This is a genomic window from Oleiphilus sp. HI0067 (genome assembly GCF_001635735.1).
Genome location: NZ_LWFI01001000.1, coordinates 1 through 18,819 on the forward strand (window position 1 = coordinate 1; position 18,819 = coordinate 18,819).

Annotated in this window: 19 protein-coding genes; 8 read left to right on the forward strand and 11 right to left on the reverse strand. The window is 44.4% G+C overall.

Annotation, left to right across the window (positions count from 1 at the left end; translation table 11 throughout):
- Together A3739_RS12995 and A3739_RS13000 are read right to left on the reverse strand one after the other, a co-directional pair.
- On the reverse strand, positions 1 to 292 hold a 292-nt coding region (locus A3739_RS12995; protein WP_068501628.1), incomplete at its 3' end, for a c-type cytochrome.
- 124 nt (positions 293 to 416) lie between these two features.
- Positions 417 to 917, reverse strand: coding sequence for a GNAT family N-acetyltransferase (locus tag A3739_RS13000; RefSeq protein ID WP_231876761.1), 501 nt, complete (start codon positions 915 to 917; stop codon positions 417 to 419).
- Positions 918 to 1,086: 169 nt separating this feature from the next.
- On the opposite strand from A3739_RS13000, the gene A3739_RS13005 reads away from it, so the two are divergent.
- Positions 1,087 to 2,091 carry a putative solute-binding protein gene (locus tag A3739_RS13005; RefSeq protein ID WP_068501632.1) on the forward strand — a complete coding sequence of 335 codons (1,005 nt, stop codon included), beginning with the start codon at positions 1,087 to 1,089 and terminating at the stop codon, positions 2,089 to 2,091.
- Between the two features lie 577 nt (positions 2,092 to 2,668).
- On the opposite strand, the gene A3739_RS13010 is transcribed toward A3739_RS13005, so the two are convergent.
- The 6 genes from A3739_RS13010 to A3739_RS13035 form a co-directional block, all read right to left on the reverse strand.
- Positions 2,669 to 3,172: a GNAT family N-acetyltransferase gene (locus A3739_RS13010; RefSeq protein WP_068501635.1), complete on the reverse strand. Its 504-nt coding sequence runs from the start codon at positions 3,170 to 3,172 to the stop codon at positions 2,669 to 2,671.
- Between the two features lie 10 nt (positions 3,173 to 3,182).
- Positions 3,183 to 3,605 (reverse strand): copper chaperone PCu(A)C, encoded by a 423-nt coding sequence (locus A3739_RS13015; RefSeq protein ID WP_068501638.1) that lies wholly within the window; start codon positions 3,603 to 3,605, stop codon positions 3,183 to 3,185.
- A 23-nt stretch (positions 3,606 to 3,628) separates the two neighbouring features.
- Entirely contained in the window at positions 3,629 to 4,729 is a 1,101-nt protein-coding gene (gene hemH / locus A3739_RS13020) for a ferrochelatase (protein WP_068501639.1), read from the reverse strand.
- Positions 4,729 to 5,454, reverse strand: a complete 726-nt coding sequence (locus A3739_RS13025; protein ID WP_082878401.1) for an ElyC/SanA/YdcF family protein — start codon at positions 5,452 to 5,454, stop codon at positions 4,729 to 4,731. The genes hemH and A3739_RS13025 overlap by 1 nt, the downstream gene beginning before the upstream one ends.
- A 41-nt stretch (positions 5,455 to 5,495) precedes the next feature.
- The gene (locus A3739_RS13030) at positions 5,496 to 6,227 is read right to left on the reverse strand and encodes a DUF2914 domain-containing protein (RefSeq protein ID WP_068501643.1); all 732 of its coding nucleotides are present in this window, start codon (positions 6,225 to 6,227) and stop codon (positions 5,496 to 5,498) included.
- Between the two features lie 66 nt (positions 6,228 to 6,293).
- Positions 6,294 to 6,980 (reverse strand): ankyrin repeat domain-containing protein, encoded by a 687-nt coding sequence (locus A3739_RS13035; protein ID WP_068501646.1) that lies wholly within the window; start codon positions 6,978 to 6,980, stop codon positions 6,294 to 6,296.
- A 99-nt stretch (positions 6,981 to 7,079) separates the two neighbouring features.
- On the opposite strand from A3739_RS13035, the gene A3739_RS13040 reads away from it, so the two are divergent.
- A complete protein-coding gene (locus A3739_RS13040) occupies positions 7,080 to 9,299 on the forward strand; it encodes an ATP-dependent helicase (RefSeq protein ID WP_068501650.1) in 2,220 nt (739 codons plus the stop codon).
- 16 nt (positions 9,300 to 9,315) lie between these two features.
- Here A3739_RS13040 and A3739_RS13045 read toward each other — a convergent pair whose 3' ends face one another.
- Positions 9,316 to 9,708 carry an acyl-CoA thioesterase gene (locus tag A3739_RS13045; RefSeq protein ID WP_068476013.1) on the reverse strand — a complete coding sequence of 131 codons (393 nt, stop codon included), beginning with the start codon at positions 9,706 to 9,708 and terminating at the stop codon, positions 9,316 to 9,318.
- Positions 9,709 to 9,918: 210 nt separating this feature from the next.
- Here A3739_RS13045 and A3739_RS13050 point away from each other — a divergent pair, with 210 nt between their 5' ends.
- The 5 genes from A3739_RS13050 to phoU all read left to right on the forward strand — a co-directional run bounded on the left by A3739_RS13050 (position 9,919) and on the right by phoU (position 16,678).
- The gene (locus A3739_RS13050) at positions 9,919 to 10,878 is read left to right on the forward strand and encodes a PstS family phosphate ABC transporter substrate-binding protein (protein WP_068482186.1); all 960 of its coding nucleotides are present in this window, start codon (positions 9,919 to 9,921) and stop codon (positions 10,876 to 10,878) included.
- A 148-nt stretch (positions 10,879 to 11,026) separates the two neighbouring features.
- Complete coding sequence (locus tag A3739_RS13055) at positions 11,027 to 13,297, forward strand: ABC transporter permease subunit (RefSeq protein WP_068482188.1); 2,271 nt, start codon at positions 11,027 to 11,029, stop codon at positions 13,295 to 13,297.
- A 10-nt stretch (positions 13,298 to 13,307) separates the two neighbouring features.
- Positions 13,308 to 14,972, forward strand: a complete 1,665-nt coding sequence (gene pstA / locus A3739_RS13060) for a phosphate ABC transporter permease PstA (protein WP_197469461.1) — start codon at positions 13,308 to 13,310, stop codon at positions 14,970 to 14,972.
- 95 nt (positions 14,973 to 15,067) lie between these two features.
- On the forward strand, positions 15,068 to 15,922 hold the full coding sequence (gene pstB / locus A3739_RS13065; protein ID WP_068501653.1) for a phosphate ABC transporter ATP-binding protein PstB: 855 nt from the start codon (positions 15,068 to 15,070) through the stop codon (positions 15,920 to 15,922).
- 33 nt (positions 15,923 to 15,955) lie between these two features.
- Entirely contained in the window at positions 15,956 to 16,678 is a 723-nt protein-coding gene (gene phoU, locus A3739_RS13070) for a phosphate signaling complex protein PhoU (RefSeq protein ID WP_156493642.1), read from the forward strand.
- Between the two features lie 67 nt (positions 16,679 to 16,745).
- Here phoU and A3739_RS13075 read toward each other — a convergent pair whose 3' ends face one another.
- Positions 16,746 to 17,516 carry a TerC family protein gene (locus A3739_RS13075; RefSeq protein ID WP_068501660.1) on the reverse strand — a complete coding sequence of 257 codons (771 nt, stop codon included), beginning with the start codon at positions 17,514 to 17,516 and terminating at the stop codon, positions 16,746 to 16,748.
- Positions 17,517 to 17,652: 136 nt separating this feature from the next.
- Between A3739_RS13075 and A3739_RS13080 the strand changes: the two genes are divergently transcribed.
- Positions 17,653 to 18,465 (forward strand): ABC transporter substrate-binding protein, encoded by an 813-nt coding sequence (locus tag A3739_RS13080; protein ID WP_068501664.1) that lies wholly within the window; start codon positions 17,653 to 17,655, stop codon positions 18,463 to 18,465.
- Here the strand turns inward: A3739_RS13080 and A3739_RS13085 are convergent.
- The gene (locus tag A3739_RS13085) at positions 18,455 to 18,817 is read right to left on the reverse strand and encodes a histidine triad nucleotide-binding protein (protein ID WP_068475666.1); all 363 of its coding nucleotides are present in this window, start codon (positions 18,815 to 18,817) and stop codon (positions 18,455 to 18,457) included. The two genes, A3739_RS13080 and A3739_RS13085, sit on opposite strands and share 11 nt — an antisense overlap.
- Positions 18,818 to 18,819 lie beyond the last annotated feature (2 nt).

Sequence of the window (18,819 nt, forward strand, 5' to 3'; positions counted from 1 at the left end):
CAGCAAGGTTCTGCATATCCGCATCAGTAAGAGCAGCCGCCTGTGCTTGCATGATTGCAGCCATTCCACCATTGCGCTGTTTCGCTTTGTAAGCCTTCAAAGAAGAGACCAAATACTCTTTATTCTGTCCCGCCAAATTAGGGTAAGTTTTGATCGTTGCAATGCCATTTGCACCATGACAAGCAGCACACACAGCTGACTTAGCTTTACCTGCAGCGGCATCACCTGCCATCGCAAAACTAGAACCTAAAGTAACACTCACAATCCCAGCCATTAGTACTTTCTTTAACATATCCTTCTCCTAACAATGTGTACTACTTCTAATCAAATAAAGTCAGTGTAGCAGAGAACTTTGAAATACAAAGTGTCTCGACTTTAACTAGATCAAGTCTGATCTCAAAACCTTATCTTGTCACTTAATCTTGCAACCACTTATACATAACTAGTGCATCCACGAACCCAAGCTTTTGATGATCAAATGCTTTGAGTAAACGGCCCACCGTTTCGAAACCTAACTTATTCCAGAGATGGACCGCTGCACTATTCGAAGCAACAACCAAGTTAAATTGCATTGCCTTATAGCCAAGCTTTATAGCGATGGACTGCGAATGTACACATAATTGGCTAGCAATCCCTCCGCCCCGATACGAAGGCGATACCATATAACCACAATTGCTAACATGCGCGCCCAAGCTCGCTTGATTCGGTTTAATGTAATACGTAGCGACCACTTCGCCAGATTGCTCTGCAACATAGGTAAATTGAGGCATGACCATCCACTGCTGAAACCCCTCTTCTTTGCTCATATCAGGAGAATAAGGATAACTATCGCCAGCACGAACAATGTCGCTAAAAAATGGCCAGATACGATCCCAATCAGCCAGCTGTGCTTCACGAATATTCAGGGATAACGCCATGTATATTGTTCCCTCTCTTGTACGATCACTCACCCTTTAATTAGGGGAACTCGCGCAAAACCTATTCAATTAACCGGATAGAACTCTCATTTTCCGAATAGAACATTTCTCTAAATCATACTTTACGTTAGCATTCGATTTAATAAGAAAAACTTTGAGACTTGTCAGTATGTTACGTCTTCTTTCAGTAGTTTTAACAGGCTTACTTTTAGCCAAAACAGCACATGCAAATGCACTTCAGCCGCTCACTATGTGCGTCTTCGACTTTGTTGGCCATGATGGCCCCATCCACAAAGAAATGAAGGAATACAAAATCGATGCCGTGCGTTGGGGTGTTGATTTGTCTTTTAAGGTATATACCGATGATCGTGTCGCCTCAGAAGAGTTTAAAAATGGCGTATGCGATATGCTCAACTTACCTGGCATACGGGCACGCGAGTACAACTCATTTACAGGCAGTATTAATGCCGTTGGCGCATTGCCAACCTACGACCATCTGGCCATCGTCATCAAATCTTTAAGCAGTCCTGGTGCTGCGAAAATTATGCGCAGCGGCGAATATGAGATCATCGGTATTGCGCCGATCGGTGCGATCTTCTTATTCGTCAATGACAAGAGTATTCAGAACCCAGAAGATATGGCTGGCAAGCGTGTCACCGTGCTCGATAATGCGCCTGAAACAGAATATTTAGCGACACGTATCGGCATGACGCCAGTATCATCAAGTATTGCTAACGCACTCCAAAAATTTAATAACAAAGCGGTCGATATTACCGGCGCACCGGGCTTAGCTTACGAGCCTATGGAAATGTACAAGGGCCTTGAGCCAGGCGGTGGCGTTATCAAATGGCCAAGCTTGCAGATCACCATGCAGCTAATTGTTCGTTGGGAAAAAGTACCTGAAGGTTTTGCGCAAAAATCTCGTGAACTGATGGCGAGCAAATATAAAGATCAAATTCGTAAAATCGTTGATAGCGAACTAACAATCCCTGAGAAATACTGGATTGAAATTAGCGAAAAAACCGAAGACAACTGGAGTGAGCTGTTCCGCGAAAGCCGCATCGCCCTGCGTGAGCAGGGAGTCTATAACGGCANAGCTTTAACCTTGTTCCGTAAGGTTCGCTGTAAGATTGATCCTCAACTAGCGGAATGTACTTCGAAGGATAGAGAGTAGAATCTTTTTATTCTTTGACACTTTCTAGTTTCAACACATTTTTTCTATTTCGGTTTTCGTCCAAAAGGACGAGTTAAGGGAGTGCGCTGACACTCCCTTAACAATGACTCAGGCCACCTTCTCTTGCTTCGCAATTCACCTTGTCCAAGTCAGCGTCTACTTCCTAGCCCTTCGGGTTCATTCGCTGCTCAACAATAAACAGCGCCTGCGGAACTCGCCTTCGGCTCAAACAGTCCTCGGCATAAAGCCGTTTATTCTCTGAGCAACTCATCTAGTCAGAAGGGGTAGTGGGTGCAAAGAATAAAACTTATCGGAATGGCTAATTCCCCATCTCGAGGGACGAAAGCTCGCCGGCGAAAATCGGAATAACGCGAGGACTGTTCGAAATCCGCATCGCGGATAAGTTCCGCAGCGCCGATTTACGCAAGAGTTTGAGTGTAGCCGAAGGCCCCGAAAATTGGGGCGCATTTAGATCCTTAAGACCTTTGGCGTCAAAGGTCTTAAGGGGTTTTCGGCCGCCGCCGACAGGAACAGAAGTCTAGAAACAAGAAAGCTTCAAAGAATCAAAAAACTAAAATCAAAACACGCGCTGCCAATACCCAACATCAATCCATTGTCCGAACTTTCGCCCAACTTGTTCAAGGTGTGCGACTTTCTTCATGCCAAATTTTTCATGTAAGGCTTCGCTCGCTTCATTCGGCAAAGCAACCACCGCCATCACTGCATGCACATCAAGTTGACTCAAACGCTCAAACAAAGCCTGATACAACATTGAACCTACGCCTTTATGATGAAGATTGGCATCGAGATATACGCTAACTTCTTTGGAATAACGATACGCAGAGCGCTCACGCCAAGGCGCAGAATAGGCATATCCAAGACCCTGACCATCTTGCTCCGCGACTAACCATGGTAAGCCAAGTTCTTGTACTTGATTAATTCTTGTCAGAATCTGATTAGCGTCAAGAGGCTCTTCTTCAAAGGTGACGACCGTATGCTTAATATAATAGTTATAGATATCCGCGATGCGTTCAGCATCAAAAGCTTGAACATCACGGATTAAATAAGAGGAGTTAGACACCGTCTAATTATTAAGGCTTGCGAACAACAAATGGCACGGTGACTGAGCCGCTTTCTTTAAACTCTAAGACTAGCTCTACTTCATCGCCTTCCGCCAAGGCCTGCTGTAGGCCCATTAACATGATATGCATACCATGCGGTTTTAATTCGCTAGTTTCGCCTTCAGACAAAGACATAGACGCAACGGGACGCATACTCATAACGCCATCACTCATCATGCTCTCGTGAATTTCTGCTTTGTTAGCAATAGCCGATGATACTGCGATGAGCTCATCAGCATGCGAAACGTTGATCTTCGCATATGCCGCCGTCACCGTGGCATTTGGTGGCATCAAACGAACCCACGCGTCTTCTACTTTAGGCTGCGCTAATGTTTGACCAACTAGTCCCATACACATAAAGACCGCTAGAAAAGCTGTTATTACTTGTCGCATTTATATCTTCCTTTCTCTGATTTTTATTTATTTTTTTGATTGTACTTATGGCTTGAATATCGCTGTTCTCGCTCGACGTTCTCTACGCTTTCGCTTAACCCATCAAACCAAGCACCAGCCTCTTCATTAATGAAACCAATCAAGGCTTCAATATGCTCTGATCTAGAATTTAATGCCGGAATATATTCGAAGCGTTCGCCTCCAGCTTCCATAAAGTATTCCTTATTTTCTCCGGCAATTTCTTCGAGTGTTTCTAAGCAATCCGATGAAAAACCAGGACACACGACTTGTACTGATTTTACCCCTTCATTTGGAAGAGATTTCATGGTCGCATCAAGATAAGGCTTCAACCACTCAGCTTTGCCAAAACGCGATTGAAAACAGGTTAAATATTCGTCTTGATTCAATCCAAGCTGTTCGGCAAGTAAGCGGACAGTGACATGGCATTGGCAGTGATAAGGGTCTCCAGAATGGAGAAAGTGTTGAGGTACACCATGAAAAGAAAATACGAGTTTGTCGCAGCGACCATGCTCAGCCCAGTGCTGTTGAATGCTTTGGGCCAAGGCATTGATGTAGGCTGGATTCGTATGATAACTGCTAATAAATCGAAAACTGGGTAACCAACGACGTTGCGTAAAATCTGCTGCGAGATCATCAAAAACAGAGGCCGTAGTGCTTCCTGAATACTGCGGATATAAAGGCAACACAACTAGTTTGCGGCAACTCTCCGCCATCATTTGATCAAGCGTATTCGATACTGAGGGCTCACCATAACGCATTGCGAGCTCAACCATCACATTGTTGCCATACTCGGCACGCAACTTCTCACGAATGGCTTGTGTTTGCGCCAAAGAATGGAGCATCAAAGGTGAACCATCCTCAGTCCATACTTCTTTATACGCTTCAGCAGATTTGCTAGGCCTAACACGTAAAATGATGCCATGTAGGATCAGCATCCATATCAGTTTTGGAATCTCAACAACACGAGGATCCGATAAAAATTGAGCCAGATATTTACGTAGCGCTTTAGCCGTTGGAGCCTCAGGCGTACCCAGATTCACCAATAAAACGCCCACTTTATCTGCACTACGGTGTGAAAAATTCTTTTCACCTTTGAACGCCATTACACCGCCTCTTTTAGTGTTTTGTTAAGCCAAGCCCAAGACATCCCTAAATATTCATGCCACGCTGCTTGAACAATTGCCAAGTTGTTTGCTGTCGGAATCCAATCACGCCAAACCAAAGGTCGATCACCTTTTGCTTCTATGTTGGCTGGCGCAGCAATAGGTCGCATACCTAAGCTTTCAAACAACGCCATCGCACGGGGCATATGCATTGCTGAAGTCACCAATGCAAAAGGCTGCATACCAATTATATTTCGCCAAGCAAGCGCTTCCTCATACGTATCTTTAGCATTGGCTTGCAATAAAATGCGATCTGCATCAACGCCTAATAACTGCGCCGTATTTGCCGCGACTTGCGCATGACTTTGCGTATCAAACCCCGCATAGCCAGACACCAACAAGGTAGCTTTTGGTTGCAGCTTCACAATCTCAACACCGGTTAGCAAACGAGCCAAAGATGTACGATTCAATTGATGCAGAGACGCGACACGCATATCAGTCGTATGACCACCACCAAGCACCACAACGTACGGCACATCTTGCCCATCAAACGGGCTATATCGGTACTCAAGCGGCTGAGCAATAAGATGAGCGATAGGTTTGATCGAACAAAGATATAACGCTACGAGTGCCAAACACATTAGGCTCTTAGCCCAAGAGTGCTTGCCTTTCCAGCTACATAGCAAAGCAAGCAAACCAAGCGACAGCACGACCGAAACCGGCATTAATAAGCCACCGATTAGCTTCTTAAGTGTAAACAGCACGTTTAGCGAATGACTTTGAAATTCGCCAGTGCGTAGACCTCTCCCTGAGCATCGCTCACACGTACCGACCAATCACCCGTCATATACTTATCAATAAACTTACTGGAATAACTTAATTGCTCGTCAGCATTGACCGGTATACGCACCCTTGCCTGACGCTTCTCATTCAAAAACCACTCGTGAAAAAGAGTTGTACCTTGAATGTTTAGCATTTCAGTATGAAGAACGACCTTAATCAGATTCTCACCATCCATACTCACTTCATAGCCAAGCAGATCAATAGGATGTCGATTCTCATCAACACCTCGCGCTAAACTCGCCGAAATGATCGCAGGATTTAATGTAGAGATTGCCGATACGGGCGCTTGCACCGCAGTTTGCGTTAATGAAGCTGCTCGCTGAGTTAATGCCACTGGCGTAGGGTCTACTTCAGCCTCAACATCGCTCTTTAATTCGAGCGCTGCCACAACCGCTTCTTCGCTTGGCGCTTGTGTGTTCTCCATAATAGTTGTCTCTTGTGCAGCCGCAATCTTGCGCTGCTCAATTACACTCACAACGGTGGGAGTATCATTCAGTGGCTCAAAGACAAGGTAAAGCGCCGAAAAAGCGACCGCAAACACGACGCCAAAGATCAAGCCAATTCGCCCCCAAAGGACCTGAGTCTCTTCGTATTCAGAGTAATCCTCTTTCTGAGAAGGCATTGGGCCAACAGAGATTTGTTGATGGCGTGACATAATGAAGAATCCGTTGTGAGTTGTACTTAAAATTATCTTGCGAAGTTTACTTAATGCACGTACTTGTCACAATCGTGCGCCCGCCTGAACCAACATTAAGTCTAACTCATGGAGTTGCTGTTCTCGAGCAATACTTAGGCTGCTCTCCCCCATGTTAGACACGTAATTCACATCAGCCCCTGCTTCAATAACTGGCTTCACCAATAACATGCTGTTTTGTTCTACCAAGTGCATCAGTAGTGACTTCCCTTCGAACACTATGTCTACGTCAGCGCCTGCATTAATCAAGACATTAGCGGTTGTAAGATGCCCATTCATCGCCGCTTCTGTTAGTGCTGTGCGACCAGAGGCATCCGCATAGTCTAATGCCATACCGGAGCGAATAAACGCCACGACTAAATCATTCAATCCTAAACGACTAACAAGCATGAGCACACTTTCTTGTCCGGGCTGCATGGCCCAATTAGGCTGCGCTCCGGCACGTAATAAAATCTGAACCATGCGTGTTTGCTTTGCGCTGATCGCGTATCTCAGAGGTGTGTGCCCCTCAAACTCTGCATTCACAGAGTCTCCCGCCAAAATACGTTCCTTCATAGCGACTTCATCGCCTGAGGAAATCGCTGTCATCAAACCTGAGGGCTCTTTAATCGACTGCGTTGATGTATTGATTTGGAAATCGTTTGGAACCGCATTTTTTGAGGCACATCCGCCTACCCAGATCAGTAAACTTAATAGTATGATTGCACGCATCATCCGCTGACACTTATATCCTGTTAGTAAAGTTCATAGTTTGTTGACTCTGATACCAAAACTCAAGTAATCCGACATACCGCGTAACACGATAAGCACTGCATGCCCGAGATATCTCTAACACCTGAACAACGCATTATTGTCGATGCTCCCGTTGCGCATTATGTGATTCGTGCTGTTGCCGGTAGCGGAAAAACCACAACACTTGCACATCGAATCAATAAATTACTTGCTGATGGCTACGACCCACGACGCTTACTTGTGCTTATGTTCAATAAAAGCGCGCAACTCGATTTTCAGAAAAAGCTGCAATCAGTGCGAGGTGAAGGCCAAAGTATTCCAGAAGTACGCACGTTTCATGCGATGGGGTTTCGCTTATACAAACGCTTTATTGAGATCGGTGTCTTAGCTCCATATCAAGGCAATATTCTGAGTGAGCGCGAAATTCAATTTCACTTACTACAACTCGTTCCGCAGGTTCTTAGCCCCGAACAACAAAATGAGTTCAAGCGTTATAAAAAAGAATATCTTGATGTTGCAGCAAGCTTTATTGATCAATGTAAAAGCCAGCTTGATGACCCTCATAGTTTTTTCAAACACTCCGGTTTAGAGAATAAATTTGGTTTTTTACCGAGCCTGTTTGAACGCTTTGAGCAATGGCGTAATGACCATTCGCGCATTAGCTATGCTGATATGCTTTACACGCCAGTCAAAACCATTATCGCCAAACCTGAACTTCGAGATTTAGTCTCGAATAAAATGGACGTGATTCTTGTTGACGAATATCAAGACACCAATGATATTCAACATACCTTGTTAAGCTTGATTGCAGGCGAACGAGCAAAAGTCACCATCGTTGGCGACCCCGACCAAACGATATATGAGTTCCGTGGAGCAAAACCGCAATACATGCTGTCCGGTTTTGCCGAAGAATATAAACATTGCGAATCGCTCAAGCTCAGCACGAGTTTCCGTTATGGTCATCAAATCGCTCTACTCGCCAATCAATTAATTGCGCATAGCCCTTATCACGACGACGCATTGTGTATTCCTGCTAAGAGTAATCCTCACACTGCGGTCGAGCTATGCGAAACACAAAATGAACTTATCAGCCTCGTGACACGATTAGCGAAACATGATGCATCGCAACGGAATCAAACAGCAATTTTGGTTCGATATTGGAGTCAAACAGCAAATTTAGAATTAGCACTATTGCGCGCTAATTTACCTTACGTATTAAATGGGTTCCGCGGAATTTTTGGTTCGGATGAGATGTATGCCATCCGCAGTTTGCTTCAACTTGCCGATGGCAGCTTTTCTCAAATGCCACCAACTATGCGAGAGCAAGCATTCATTCAGTTAGCCCGGTTCCCTCATGTGGGCATTAATGAACGTCAAATTCAGCTTTTCATGCATCAACTTGCTCAGCACTCTAGCCGTTGGGGACACCATGTACTGAATATGATTCCAAGCGACTTAAGCCGCTTCCAAAAGCTCAAATTGGAGCGCTTCGCTAAAGGCTTATCTGCTCTTGAGAACAATACAAACCCTCCAAGACAGCTGTTCAAACAATACATACAAGAAACGAAGCTTTTTGATGAGCTAAAAACGAGTGGCCTAAGCCAAGACGCTAGTGACGAGCAAGTTAGGACGGTCAAAAACCTGATGGCCTTTATGGCAGAAAGCCGTACAGAAAACGCAAACGCCTTGTTAAATGAGCTCGCAGCGCTCGAAGAAAGAACACAAATCCAGCATGCTCAAGGTATACACATTACAAGTATGCATCGCGCTAAAGGGCTGGAATGGGAGCATGTAGTTTTGCCTGGGCTTTCTGAAACGACCTTTTTCAGTTCAAGTGGCAGAAAAGAGATTAGCCCCCAAGATATCGCTAGTGAGCGACGCTTGATTTATGTCGCCATGACTAGAGCAAAGCAATCACTCCTCATGCTATGTCCTAAATCAGACAGCAAAGACGGTCTACGCTTTTTACATGAAATGCAAAGTGAGTCAGCACTGCACATTGCGAGATCTATCGAGCGACAACAAAACACTGCACAACTTAAAACGCTCGCAAGCAAGACCTTGCAAAGATACGCTGATACTTTTTCAATTATGCTTACCACGCCTAGCAAGGCTGAGCGCCCAACCTTGAGCAACTTTGATCAAGCAATTTGGCAAGCGGACATCATTGAACATAAATCAATGGGTAGAGGTCGTGTCGTTCAAGAAGAAGGGGAAACGTTCACGGTACAATTTGATGACAATGAACGGCGAGTTTTCTCAAAACGCTACGCAGATAAGATGTTCGCGCTCACCGACTAAACACAAGAACTTTCCGTCATAGTAACTGACGAATTGATCCTTGGTTATCTATAGCAACAGAAGTAAATCGACCTTCTGTGACTTTGATATTCACATTGCTAACACTCTGCTGCACGAACACTTCAACCGAGATCACCATCGAACTGCGCCCAGTATCATCAAGTCGCGCATAAATACTTACCGCATCTCCCACGTTAATGGGCGATTGAAATTTAATTTGATCCACAGCAACGGTTGAGCAACGACCATTAGATAACTTTGTTGCAAACAAGGTGGCTGCCGCATCCATTTGATCTAATAACCAGCCGGCGTAGATGTCTCCATGAATATTTGTATTCGCCGGTGTCGCGAGCACCTTCAACATTAACTCGCTGTCCGTCGCTGGCCCTATCCCATCGAAAAGCGTCATGATTTTTACTTCCTGAATAACAATTATTATTTACGATAGCTTCTTCACATCAATCTTCCACTTATCCTCATTATTCGAGAAAACTATTTTTTTTTGAATATTACAAAGTATTGTCATATTTATGTCATAAAGCCGCCCTATATTGCATCCTCATTGAAGCGTTAAACAATTAATCAATCGAAACTAAATCAAATATCACGGGAGATGATAATGAGATTTAAAAAACTAATTGGTGCAATGGCACTGACAGCTTTTTCAAGTGTTACAACAGCGCAAGTCGATGCAGGCCTACCTGTATACGAAAAAGCGAGCGGCGTATCTGGTAACTTTTCTAGTGTAGGTTCAGATACTCTAGCTAACCTAATGACACTTTGGGCAGAAGACTTTAAGCGTAACTACCCAAATGTAAACATTCAAATTCAAGCGGCGGGCTCTTCTACTGCGCCACCAGCATTGACTGAAGGCACATCTAACATGGGCCCAATGAGCCGTAAGATGAAGGACAAAGAAATCGAAGCCTTCGAAAAACGTTACGGTTATGCACCAACACCAGTTGCTGTAGCGATCGATGCTCTTGCTGTATTCGTCAACAAAGACAACCCAATCAAAGGTATGAACATCGCTGAACTAGATGCGGTCTTCTCATCAACTCGTAAATGTGGCTTCGATAGCGACGTAAAAACATGGGGTGATGTAGGTGTTGAAGGTTCTCTTGCAAACAAGGGCATTCAACTATTCGGTCGTAACTCAGTATCTGGTACTTACGGTTACTTCAAGAAGAAAGCACTATGTAAAGGCGACTTCAAAAACAACGTAAATGAGCAACCAGGCTCAGCGTCAGTTGTTCAGGGTGTATCTGAGTCAATTAATGGTATTGGTTACTCTGGCATCGGTTACACAACTGCATCAGTGCGCGCTCTTCCACTAGCGAAGAAGGGCGACAAATATGTTGAAGCAAATGCTGCAAACGCTGTAACAGGTGCTTACCCACTTTCACGCTTCCTATACGTATACGTGAACAAAGCGCCAAATAAAGCGCTTGATCCAACGACTGCTGAGTTCTTGAAGCTTGTAATGTCTAAGCAAGGTCAAGAAGTTGTAGTTAAAGATGGCTATGTGCCACTTCCTGCAAAAGTTGTTGAGCGTCAGTTCAAAGAACTAGGTCTATAAGCAGTAAGCTAGTACCCAGTAGATAGCTAGTCAAAGAAAAAACCTCCCACCATATATGGTGGGAGGTTTTTCCGTTTAAGCAGACTATGAATTTACATTGTTATATAATTTGCGAAATTTAAATTCTCTCAATTGTCGGTATTAATTTATGAGTGAATCACCAACGCAGCCAACATTAGACTTCAACACTCCGAAGCTAGTTAGGCATCGTAAAAACAGAAAGTTAAAAGACAAGCTTGCCAGTGTCTCTATTGGGGCTGGCGGCATTAGCGTCATCGTAGCAATCACACTTATCTTCTTTTATCTTCTTTATGAAGTGGCACCGCTATTCACCAGTGCCGAAGCAGAGCGTGTTGCTACCTACGATGTTCCAGAACAAGCTGCAGGAAGCACAATTTTTAGTGGCACAGAAGAGCAAGGCGAGAAAGCTTTTCGTGTAACTGACCAAGGAAAGGTGGTTTTCTTTAACACAATAGACGGGAGCATCGATAACCTTGTATCTCTCCCGATTCCCGAGGGCGTTGAGGTATCTAGCGTCGCCAACGCAGATCCTGCTTCTCGCAAATTCGTACTTGGCCTAAGTGATGGTTCTGCTCTGGTATTGCAGCACAGCTATAAAATCACTTACCCAAATGACCAGCGTAAGATTGAACCTTTTATTGAATATCCATTCGGCGAAGAGGCTATGCAGCTAGCTGAAAATGGTGAGCCTCTAAAAGAAATTTCTATTGCCTTAAGTGACGGCGCACTAATGGTCGTCGCGGTAACAGAATCGAACGCCTTGGTCGCAAAACAATTCGAACAAGAAGAAGACTTCTTGAGCGGTGAAATACGTTTAGTGCCTGAAGAAGTTGATCTCCCACAACTTGATGTCGCACCTAAATTTATCATTGCTGAACCTGCGATGCGCTTTGTATTTGTCGGTACCAATGATGGACATATCCAGGTTTTAGATCTCAATGCAAAACGTGAAAATATCGTCAACGGCACCATCAAAGTGGGTGACGAAAATACTTTAATTGACGATATGACCTTACTACTGGGTGGTGCTTCCATCTTGGTCTCCGACAGCCAAGGAAGCACCTCGCAGTGGTTCATGGTACGCGATGAAAACAACAAGTATCGTCTTGAAAACATTCGTACCTTTGAAGCCGTCGGCGGTAAGATTGCAGCGGCAGATATTGAACAACGTCGTAAGGGTTTCTTAATCGCCAACACTGAAGGCACGATTAAGTTTTACAACAGTACTGCGCATTCCACTGCATTGACCATTAGTGCAGACGCAGCCGTTAATAATCTTGCTATTGCACCACGTGCCAACAAACTTCTTGTTGAAACTACGGATGGAAAAATTCAATGGTGGTTAGTGGATAACGAGCACCCTGAAATTTCCTTCTCAGCACTTTGGGGCAAAGTTTGGTATGAGGGCTATGAAGAACCAGATTACATTTGGCAATCTTCAGCAGCGAATAACGACTTCGAACCAAAATACAGCTTATCCCCTCTTGCATTCGGTACATTAAAAGCCGCGTTCTATGCGATGCTTGTTGCAACGCCTCTAGCAATCTGTGGCGCTTTGTATACTGCATATTTCATGTCACCGGGTTTACGTCGTAAGGTAAAACCATCGATTGAATTGATGGAAGCATTACCTACCGTAATTCTAGGTTTCTTGGCAGGTTTATTCTTTGCACCGTTTATGGAAGAAAACCTTCCTGGCGTATTCGCAATACTCATAATCACCCCGATCTTCATACTTTTATTCGGCTTTATGTGGAGTAACTTACCCTCCAACATTCGTCGTTTAGTGCCTGATGGCTGGGACCCAGTACTGCTGATTCCTGTCATTATCTTTGGTGGTTGGCTTGCCATGGCGCTCAGCCCAACGCTAGAAGTCGCATTCTTCAATGGTGACATGCGCCTTTGGTTAACGAATGAAGCCGGTATCGATTTCGACCAACGTAACGCTTTAGTCGTTGGTGCAGCGATGGGCTTTGCAGTTATCCCTACCATCTTCTCGATTACAGAAGATGCCGTGTTCAGTGTGCCAAAACATCTGACCCAAGGCTCTCTTGCACTTGGTGCAACGCAGTGGCAAACCATGACACGCGTTATCCTTCCAACAGCAAGCCCGGGTATTTTCTCAGCGGTAATGATTGGTATGGGTCGTGCGGTCGGTGAAACCATGATCGTACTGATGGCGACTGGTAACACCCCGATCATGGACATCAATATCTTTGAAGGTATGCGTACTTTGTCAGCAAACATTGCTGTCGAAATGCCTGAATCAGAAGTGGGTAGCACGCACTACCGCATCTTATTCCTCGCAGCCTTTGTTCTATTCCTGTTTACCTTTGTCGTAAACACCTTTGCAGAATTTGTGCGCCAGCGTCTTCGCAACAAGTACAGTGTGATTTAAGGAGTCTATTGTGCGCGTATCAGTTAAAAAATGGTTTAAAAACGGCGACCCATGGGTTTGGTTCAACGCCGGTGCTGTTGCCATCAGCATGGTTATGGTTTTCGGTCTTCTTTGGTTGATCGCAAGCCGAGGTCTTGTCCACTTCTGGGCTCACGATGTGATGCAAGCAGAAGTGACAGCTAAAAATGGTGATCGTTACACCATCATTGGTGAACTCGTTGAAACCGTAGAAGTGTCTGCGGATCAACTACGTGATGCTGGATATAGCATTCCTGAAGATCTAGAGCATCTGGATCGTAATCTAATGAAGATTGGTAACCGTGATATTTCAGGGACTGACTTCCGTTGGATTCTTGCTCGTGATTTCTCAAACATCACCTACCCAGAAGACATTATCGTGATGGAACGTCGCGAATGGGGTAATTTCTACGGCTACTTAAATGAAGTCATCGAGAATGACCAAGTTGTCGCTGAAGGTGATCAAGCTTGGCCTGCTCTACAAGAGCGCCTAGATAGAGCTTTGGATATTTATTCTCAAATTCATGATATTGAGAAGAGTGACATTGGTTCTATCAATGCGGGTATCGAACGTCTTCGACTTCAGCAGCGCAAGTTGGAATTGGAAGATCGTTTAACATCGCAAGCACTTGCTGATATTGAAGCTGAGCGAGCAGCATTAAATGCTGAATACGATGGCTTACAGGGCCGTCTTATCGAGCTTTATGGCCGAATAAACCGCGACAAAGTTCGTGTACAAAGTATGGACGGCACGCAAATCACGGTTGATCTTGCGAAGATCGTTCATGCCTTCCAGCCGAACGCGATGAGTATTGGCGATAAGATCGTTTTCTACATTGCAAAACTCTACGAGTTCATCAGTGACGAACCACGTGAAGCCAATACCGAAGGGGGTATCTTCCCTGCTATTTTCGGTACGGTTTTGATGGTCATTATCATGTCGATCATCGTGACACCATTTGGCGTAATCGCAGCAGTTTATCTACGTGAATATGCCCACCAAGGTACGATGACACGTATCATACGTATTGCGGTAAATAACCTCGCCGGTGTTCCTTCAATTGTTTACGGTGTATTTGGTCTTGGCTTCTTTATCTACTTTGTCGGTTCCGGCGTGGATAAAGCGTTCTTCCCAGAAGCATTGCCGTCACCAACATTCGGTACCGGTGGTCTACTATGGGCATCGATTACACTCGCGATTCTAACGCTACCAGTCGTCATCGTCGCAACGGAAGAAGGCTTGTCACGTATCCCTCGCTCCATTCGCGAAGGTAGTTTGGCACTTGGTGCAACCAAAGCAGAAACCTTGTGGCGTGTTATTTTGCCAATGGCTAGCCCAGCAATGATGACAGGCGTTATCCTTGCTATCGCGCGTGCAGCCGGTGAAGTAGCGCCATTAATGTTGGTTGGTGTAGTGAAGTTAGCGCCATCACTTCCTTTAGATGGTAACTACCCTTACTTGCACTTAGACCAGAAATTTATGCACTTAGGCTTCCATATTTACGATGTAGGTTTCCAAAGCCCGAACGTTGAAGCAGCGCGACCACTTGTGTACGCGACCTCGTTCTTGCTGGTAGCGGTTATCGCTTTACTTAACTTATCAGCTGTTGCGATTCGTAACCGCTTACGTGAAAAGTACAAAGCCTTAGAAATGTAAACACGCTAAACGGAGGCGGTTGAGCCTATTTTGCTCCTGCCTCCCAATTAGCTAAACAACCAAATTTTATTGATAGATTTTTAGAGAAGTTTGATATGACACAAGATTCAAACACAGAGAACACAAACGAACGTACACACGGTATCGACATCAGTAGCCTTCAGCGCTCAGACAATAACCTTCGTCTAGAAGATGAAAAGGTCGCACTTAAAGTTGAAGACCTACGCCTAAGTTATGGTGAAAAAGAAGCGCTACATGGCATCAACATGACGATTCCACAGAATCGTGTAACTGCTTTTATCGGCCCTTCAGGCTGCGGTAAGTCAACGCTATTGCGTTGCTTCAACCGCATGAATGACCTTGTTGATGGCGTAAACATCCAAGGTAAAGTGCTTCTTGAAGGTAGCGACATCTACGATCGTGAAGTCGAAGTAGCAGATCTACGCCGTCGTGTGGGAATGGTATTCCAGAAGCCAAACCCTTTCCCGAAAAGTATTTACGAAAACGTCGCATACGGCTTGCGTATCCAAGGGATCAACAGCAAGCGTGTTTTAGACGAAACTGTTGAATGGTCTTTAAAATCTGCTGCACTGTGGGATGAAGTAAAAGATCGTTTAAACGATAGCGCATTAGGCCTTTCAGGTGGTCAGCAACAGCGTCTTGTTATCGCACGTACCGTTGCCGTTAAGCCAGAAGTACTGCTTCTGGATGAGCCAGCATCGGCACTTGATCCTCTATCAACGCTCAAAATCGAAGAACTCATTCACCAGCTTAAAGACGACTACACCATCGTTATCGTTACCCACAACATGCAACAGGCTGCGCGTGTCTCTGACTACACCGCATTCATGTACATGGGTGATCTCATTGAATTTGGAAACACCGACCAGCTGTTTACAAATCCTGAGAAGAAACAAACAGAAGATTACATCACTGGCCGCTATGGTTAATTCAAGGACGAATAATAAAAGAGGAATATGAAAATGAGCGAACCAACACATGAGACGCACAACCAGCATATCTCGCAACAGTTCAACCAAAACCTAAGCGAGCTGAGAAACCACTTTTTAGCAATGGGCGGTCTTGTTCAACGCCAGATAACAGATTCGGTTGATGCCTTGCTTAACTCTGACACTTCATTAGCTGAGTCTGTTGCAGCAACAGAGAAAAGCGTCGACGAAATGGAGCGTATGATTGACGAAGAATGTACGCAAATCATTGCACGCCGCCAACCTGCTGCAAGCGACCTACGCTTAGTGATTTCAACCGTTAAGATGATTTCTGACCTTGAGCGCATTGGTGATGAAGCCGCAAAAATTGCAAAAATGGCGATTAAATTAAGCGATGAAGGCAAAGCGCCTCGCGGTTACATCGAAGTACGCCACATCAGTCAACGCGTGACTCAAATGGTCAGTGGATCATTAGACGCCTTCGCACGACTTGATGCCAACATGGCCTTGGAAATTATTCGCGAAGATAGTTCTGTTGACGCCGAATATGGCTCAGCGATTCGATCGTTGATGACGTTTATGATGGAAGATCCGCGAAGCATCTCACAAGTACATAATGTACTGTGGGTACTGCGTGCGCTTGAGCGTATCGGTGATCATGCTGCGAACGTTGCAGAATACGTGATATTCATGGTCAAAGGTGAAGATGTGCGCCATATGAAGATTGCTGAAGCTGAGCAATTAATTAGCGAATAAGCACATCAAGCAGATTTGATTGAGGCTCAACTTGGAGACAGGTTGAGCTTTTTTTTGGCCAAAATTCTTACTCGAAAGACGAATCGTCAAATCCATGCTTTCGAGCCAATTGAATGGTCTCGACTTTCTCTACTTTTCTCGAGCGCAACTTAATATTTAGAAGCTCAACCGATAGTGAAAACGCCATTGCGAAATATACGTAACCCTTCGGAATATGTACATCAAAGCCTTCGGCGATCAACGTAAACGCGATCAAGATTAAAAACGACAAAGCCAACATCTTGATAGTTGGGTTTCTATCAACAAACTCGCCAATAGGATTAGCGGCTATCAGCATCACAATCACAGAGGACACAATAGCAATAACCATAATGCTGAGATGCTCCACCAAACCAACCGCTGTAATTACAGAGTCCAAAGAAAAGATCAAATCCAATACCGCTATTTGAACGAGTATTGAGGCAAAGCTAGATGTTGCGAGCATTGTCGTTGACACATCTTTAATCTCAAAACTCCCATGGATTTCATGCGTGGATTTCATCAATAAGAACAAACCTCCGAGTATTAAAATCAGGTCCCTACCGGATATATCGTTATCCAAAACACTGAATAAGGGATCTACTAGCTTCATCACCCAAGCGAGGCTAAATAAGAGCAATAATCGGGAGATCATCGCTAAAGTGATACCAATTTTTCGAGCTTTATTTCGTTGATGTTCTGGCAGTCGCCCAACTAAAACAGAGATGAAAATGATATTGTCGATACCTAAGACAATTTCTAAAGCCATCAATGTCGCGAGTGCGATCCATGCTTCAGGGCTGGTTATCCATTCAAACATTATTCATTACTCAAAATGTCTCGTTGATCAGAAACTCATAGGTGTTAAAAGTAGTACAAAATTTTGCCGTGTAACTTTTGCGATGTAACTACAAAACAAACGCTATGTTTTATTCTTTCTTTTTAGATCCTTACTCATGAAACGCTTCATTCTTTTACTGATTAGTCTTTATTCAACACTTACTTTCGCAGATCGTCAGGAAATAACGCTTGTGTTTGAGGTAAAAGAAAACCCGCCGTACTACTTAGGCAATGGCCCAGAAATTAATTGGGAGAAGCCCAGAATCACCTTATCACTGCTCAAAGACATTGAAGCTGACTTAACCGTGAAATTCACGTTTGAACGCGTACCTTGGACACGGGCATTACAAATGGTGAAGGACGGCGAAGCGGATGGCGTGTTCCACTCCAGCTATAAAAAAGAACGTGAAGCTTTTGGTAAATATCTAACCTCAGAGGGGAGCCCTGACCCCACGAAACAAATCATGAGTCAGTCTTATGTCATCTATAAACGCAAAGATAAGACTCTATCGTGGAACGGAGATAGATTTTCAGACAATACCATTAAGATCGGTGCCGTGATTGGTTATGCCGTCATTGACGACTTAAAAGCTTTAGGTCTAGATGTGGTTGAAGTCACGACGCAATCAAGCGGGCTAGAAATGCTTTATCGAGGTCGAATCGATGCTTGGATAGATATTGAAACAATGAGTGACACACGAATCTCAAAATCACCGCATATTGAGGCTATGATAGAAAAGCTAAATAAGCCCTTCATGCAGCGCCCATATTACCTAATGTTTTCGCATCAATTTTACGATGCACATTCGGCGCTTGCTCTGGATATTTGGGATGCGATTGAAGCACAGCATTCAGCTAAGGCATCCCTTCAACTCAGCAAAAACACCAACTCATCAAACTATGAGAAGGTCGGTATGACTAGACCTTAAGCGTATCGGTGTATGGTGGCCAACCTAAAGGCTTACCAGCAAGAATATGCAGATGAATATGGTACACAGACTGACCGCCATACTCATTACAATTCATCACTGCACGATAACCTTGTTCCGCAAATCCTTGCTCTTGAGCGATGTGTTTTGCAACCCAATACAAATGCCCAAGCAATTCTTTATCGCCCTCTTCGATATCGTTAATGGTCGCAATGGGTTTCTTAGGAATGACCAGAAAATGAACGGGCGCCTGCGCCATAATGTCTTTGAAGGCAATGCTGATATCGTCTTCGTACAAGATTTCAGCGGGAATTTCTTTATTAATGATCTTTGTAAATATCGTCTCTGACATTT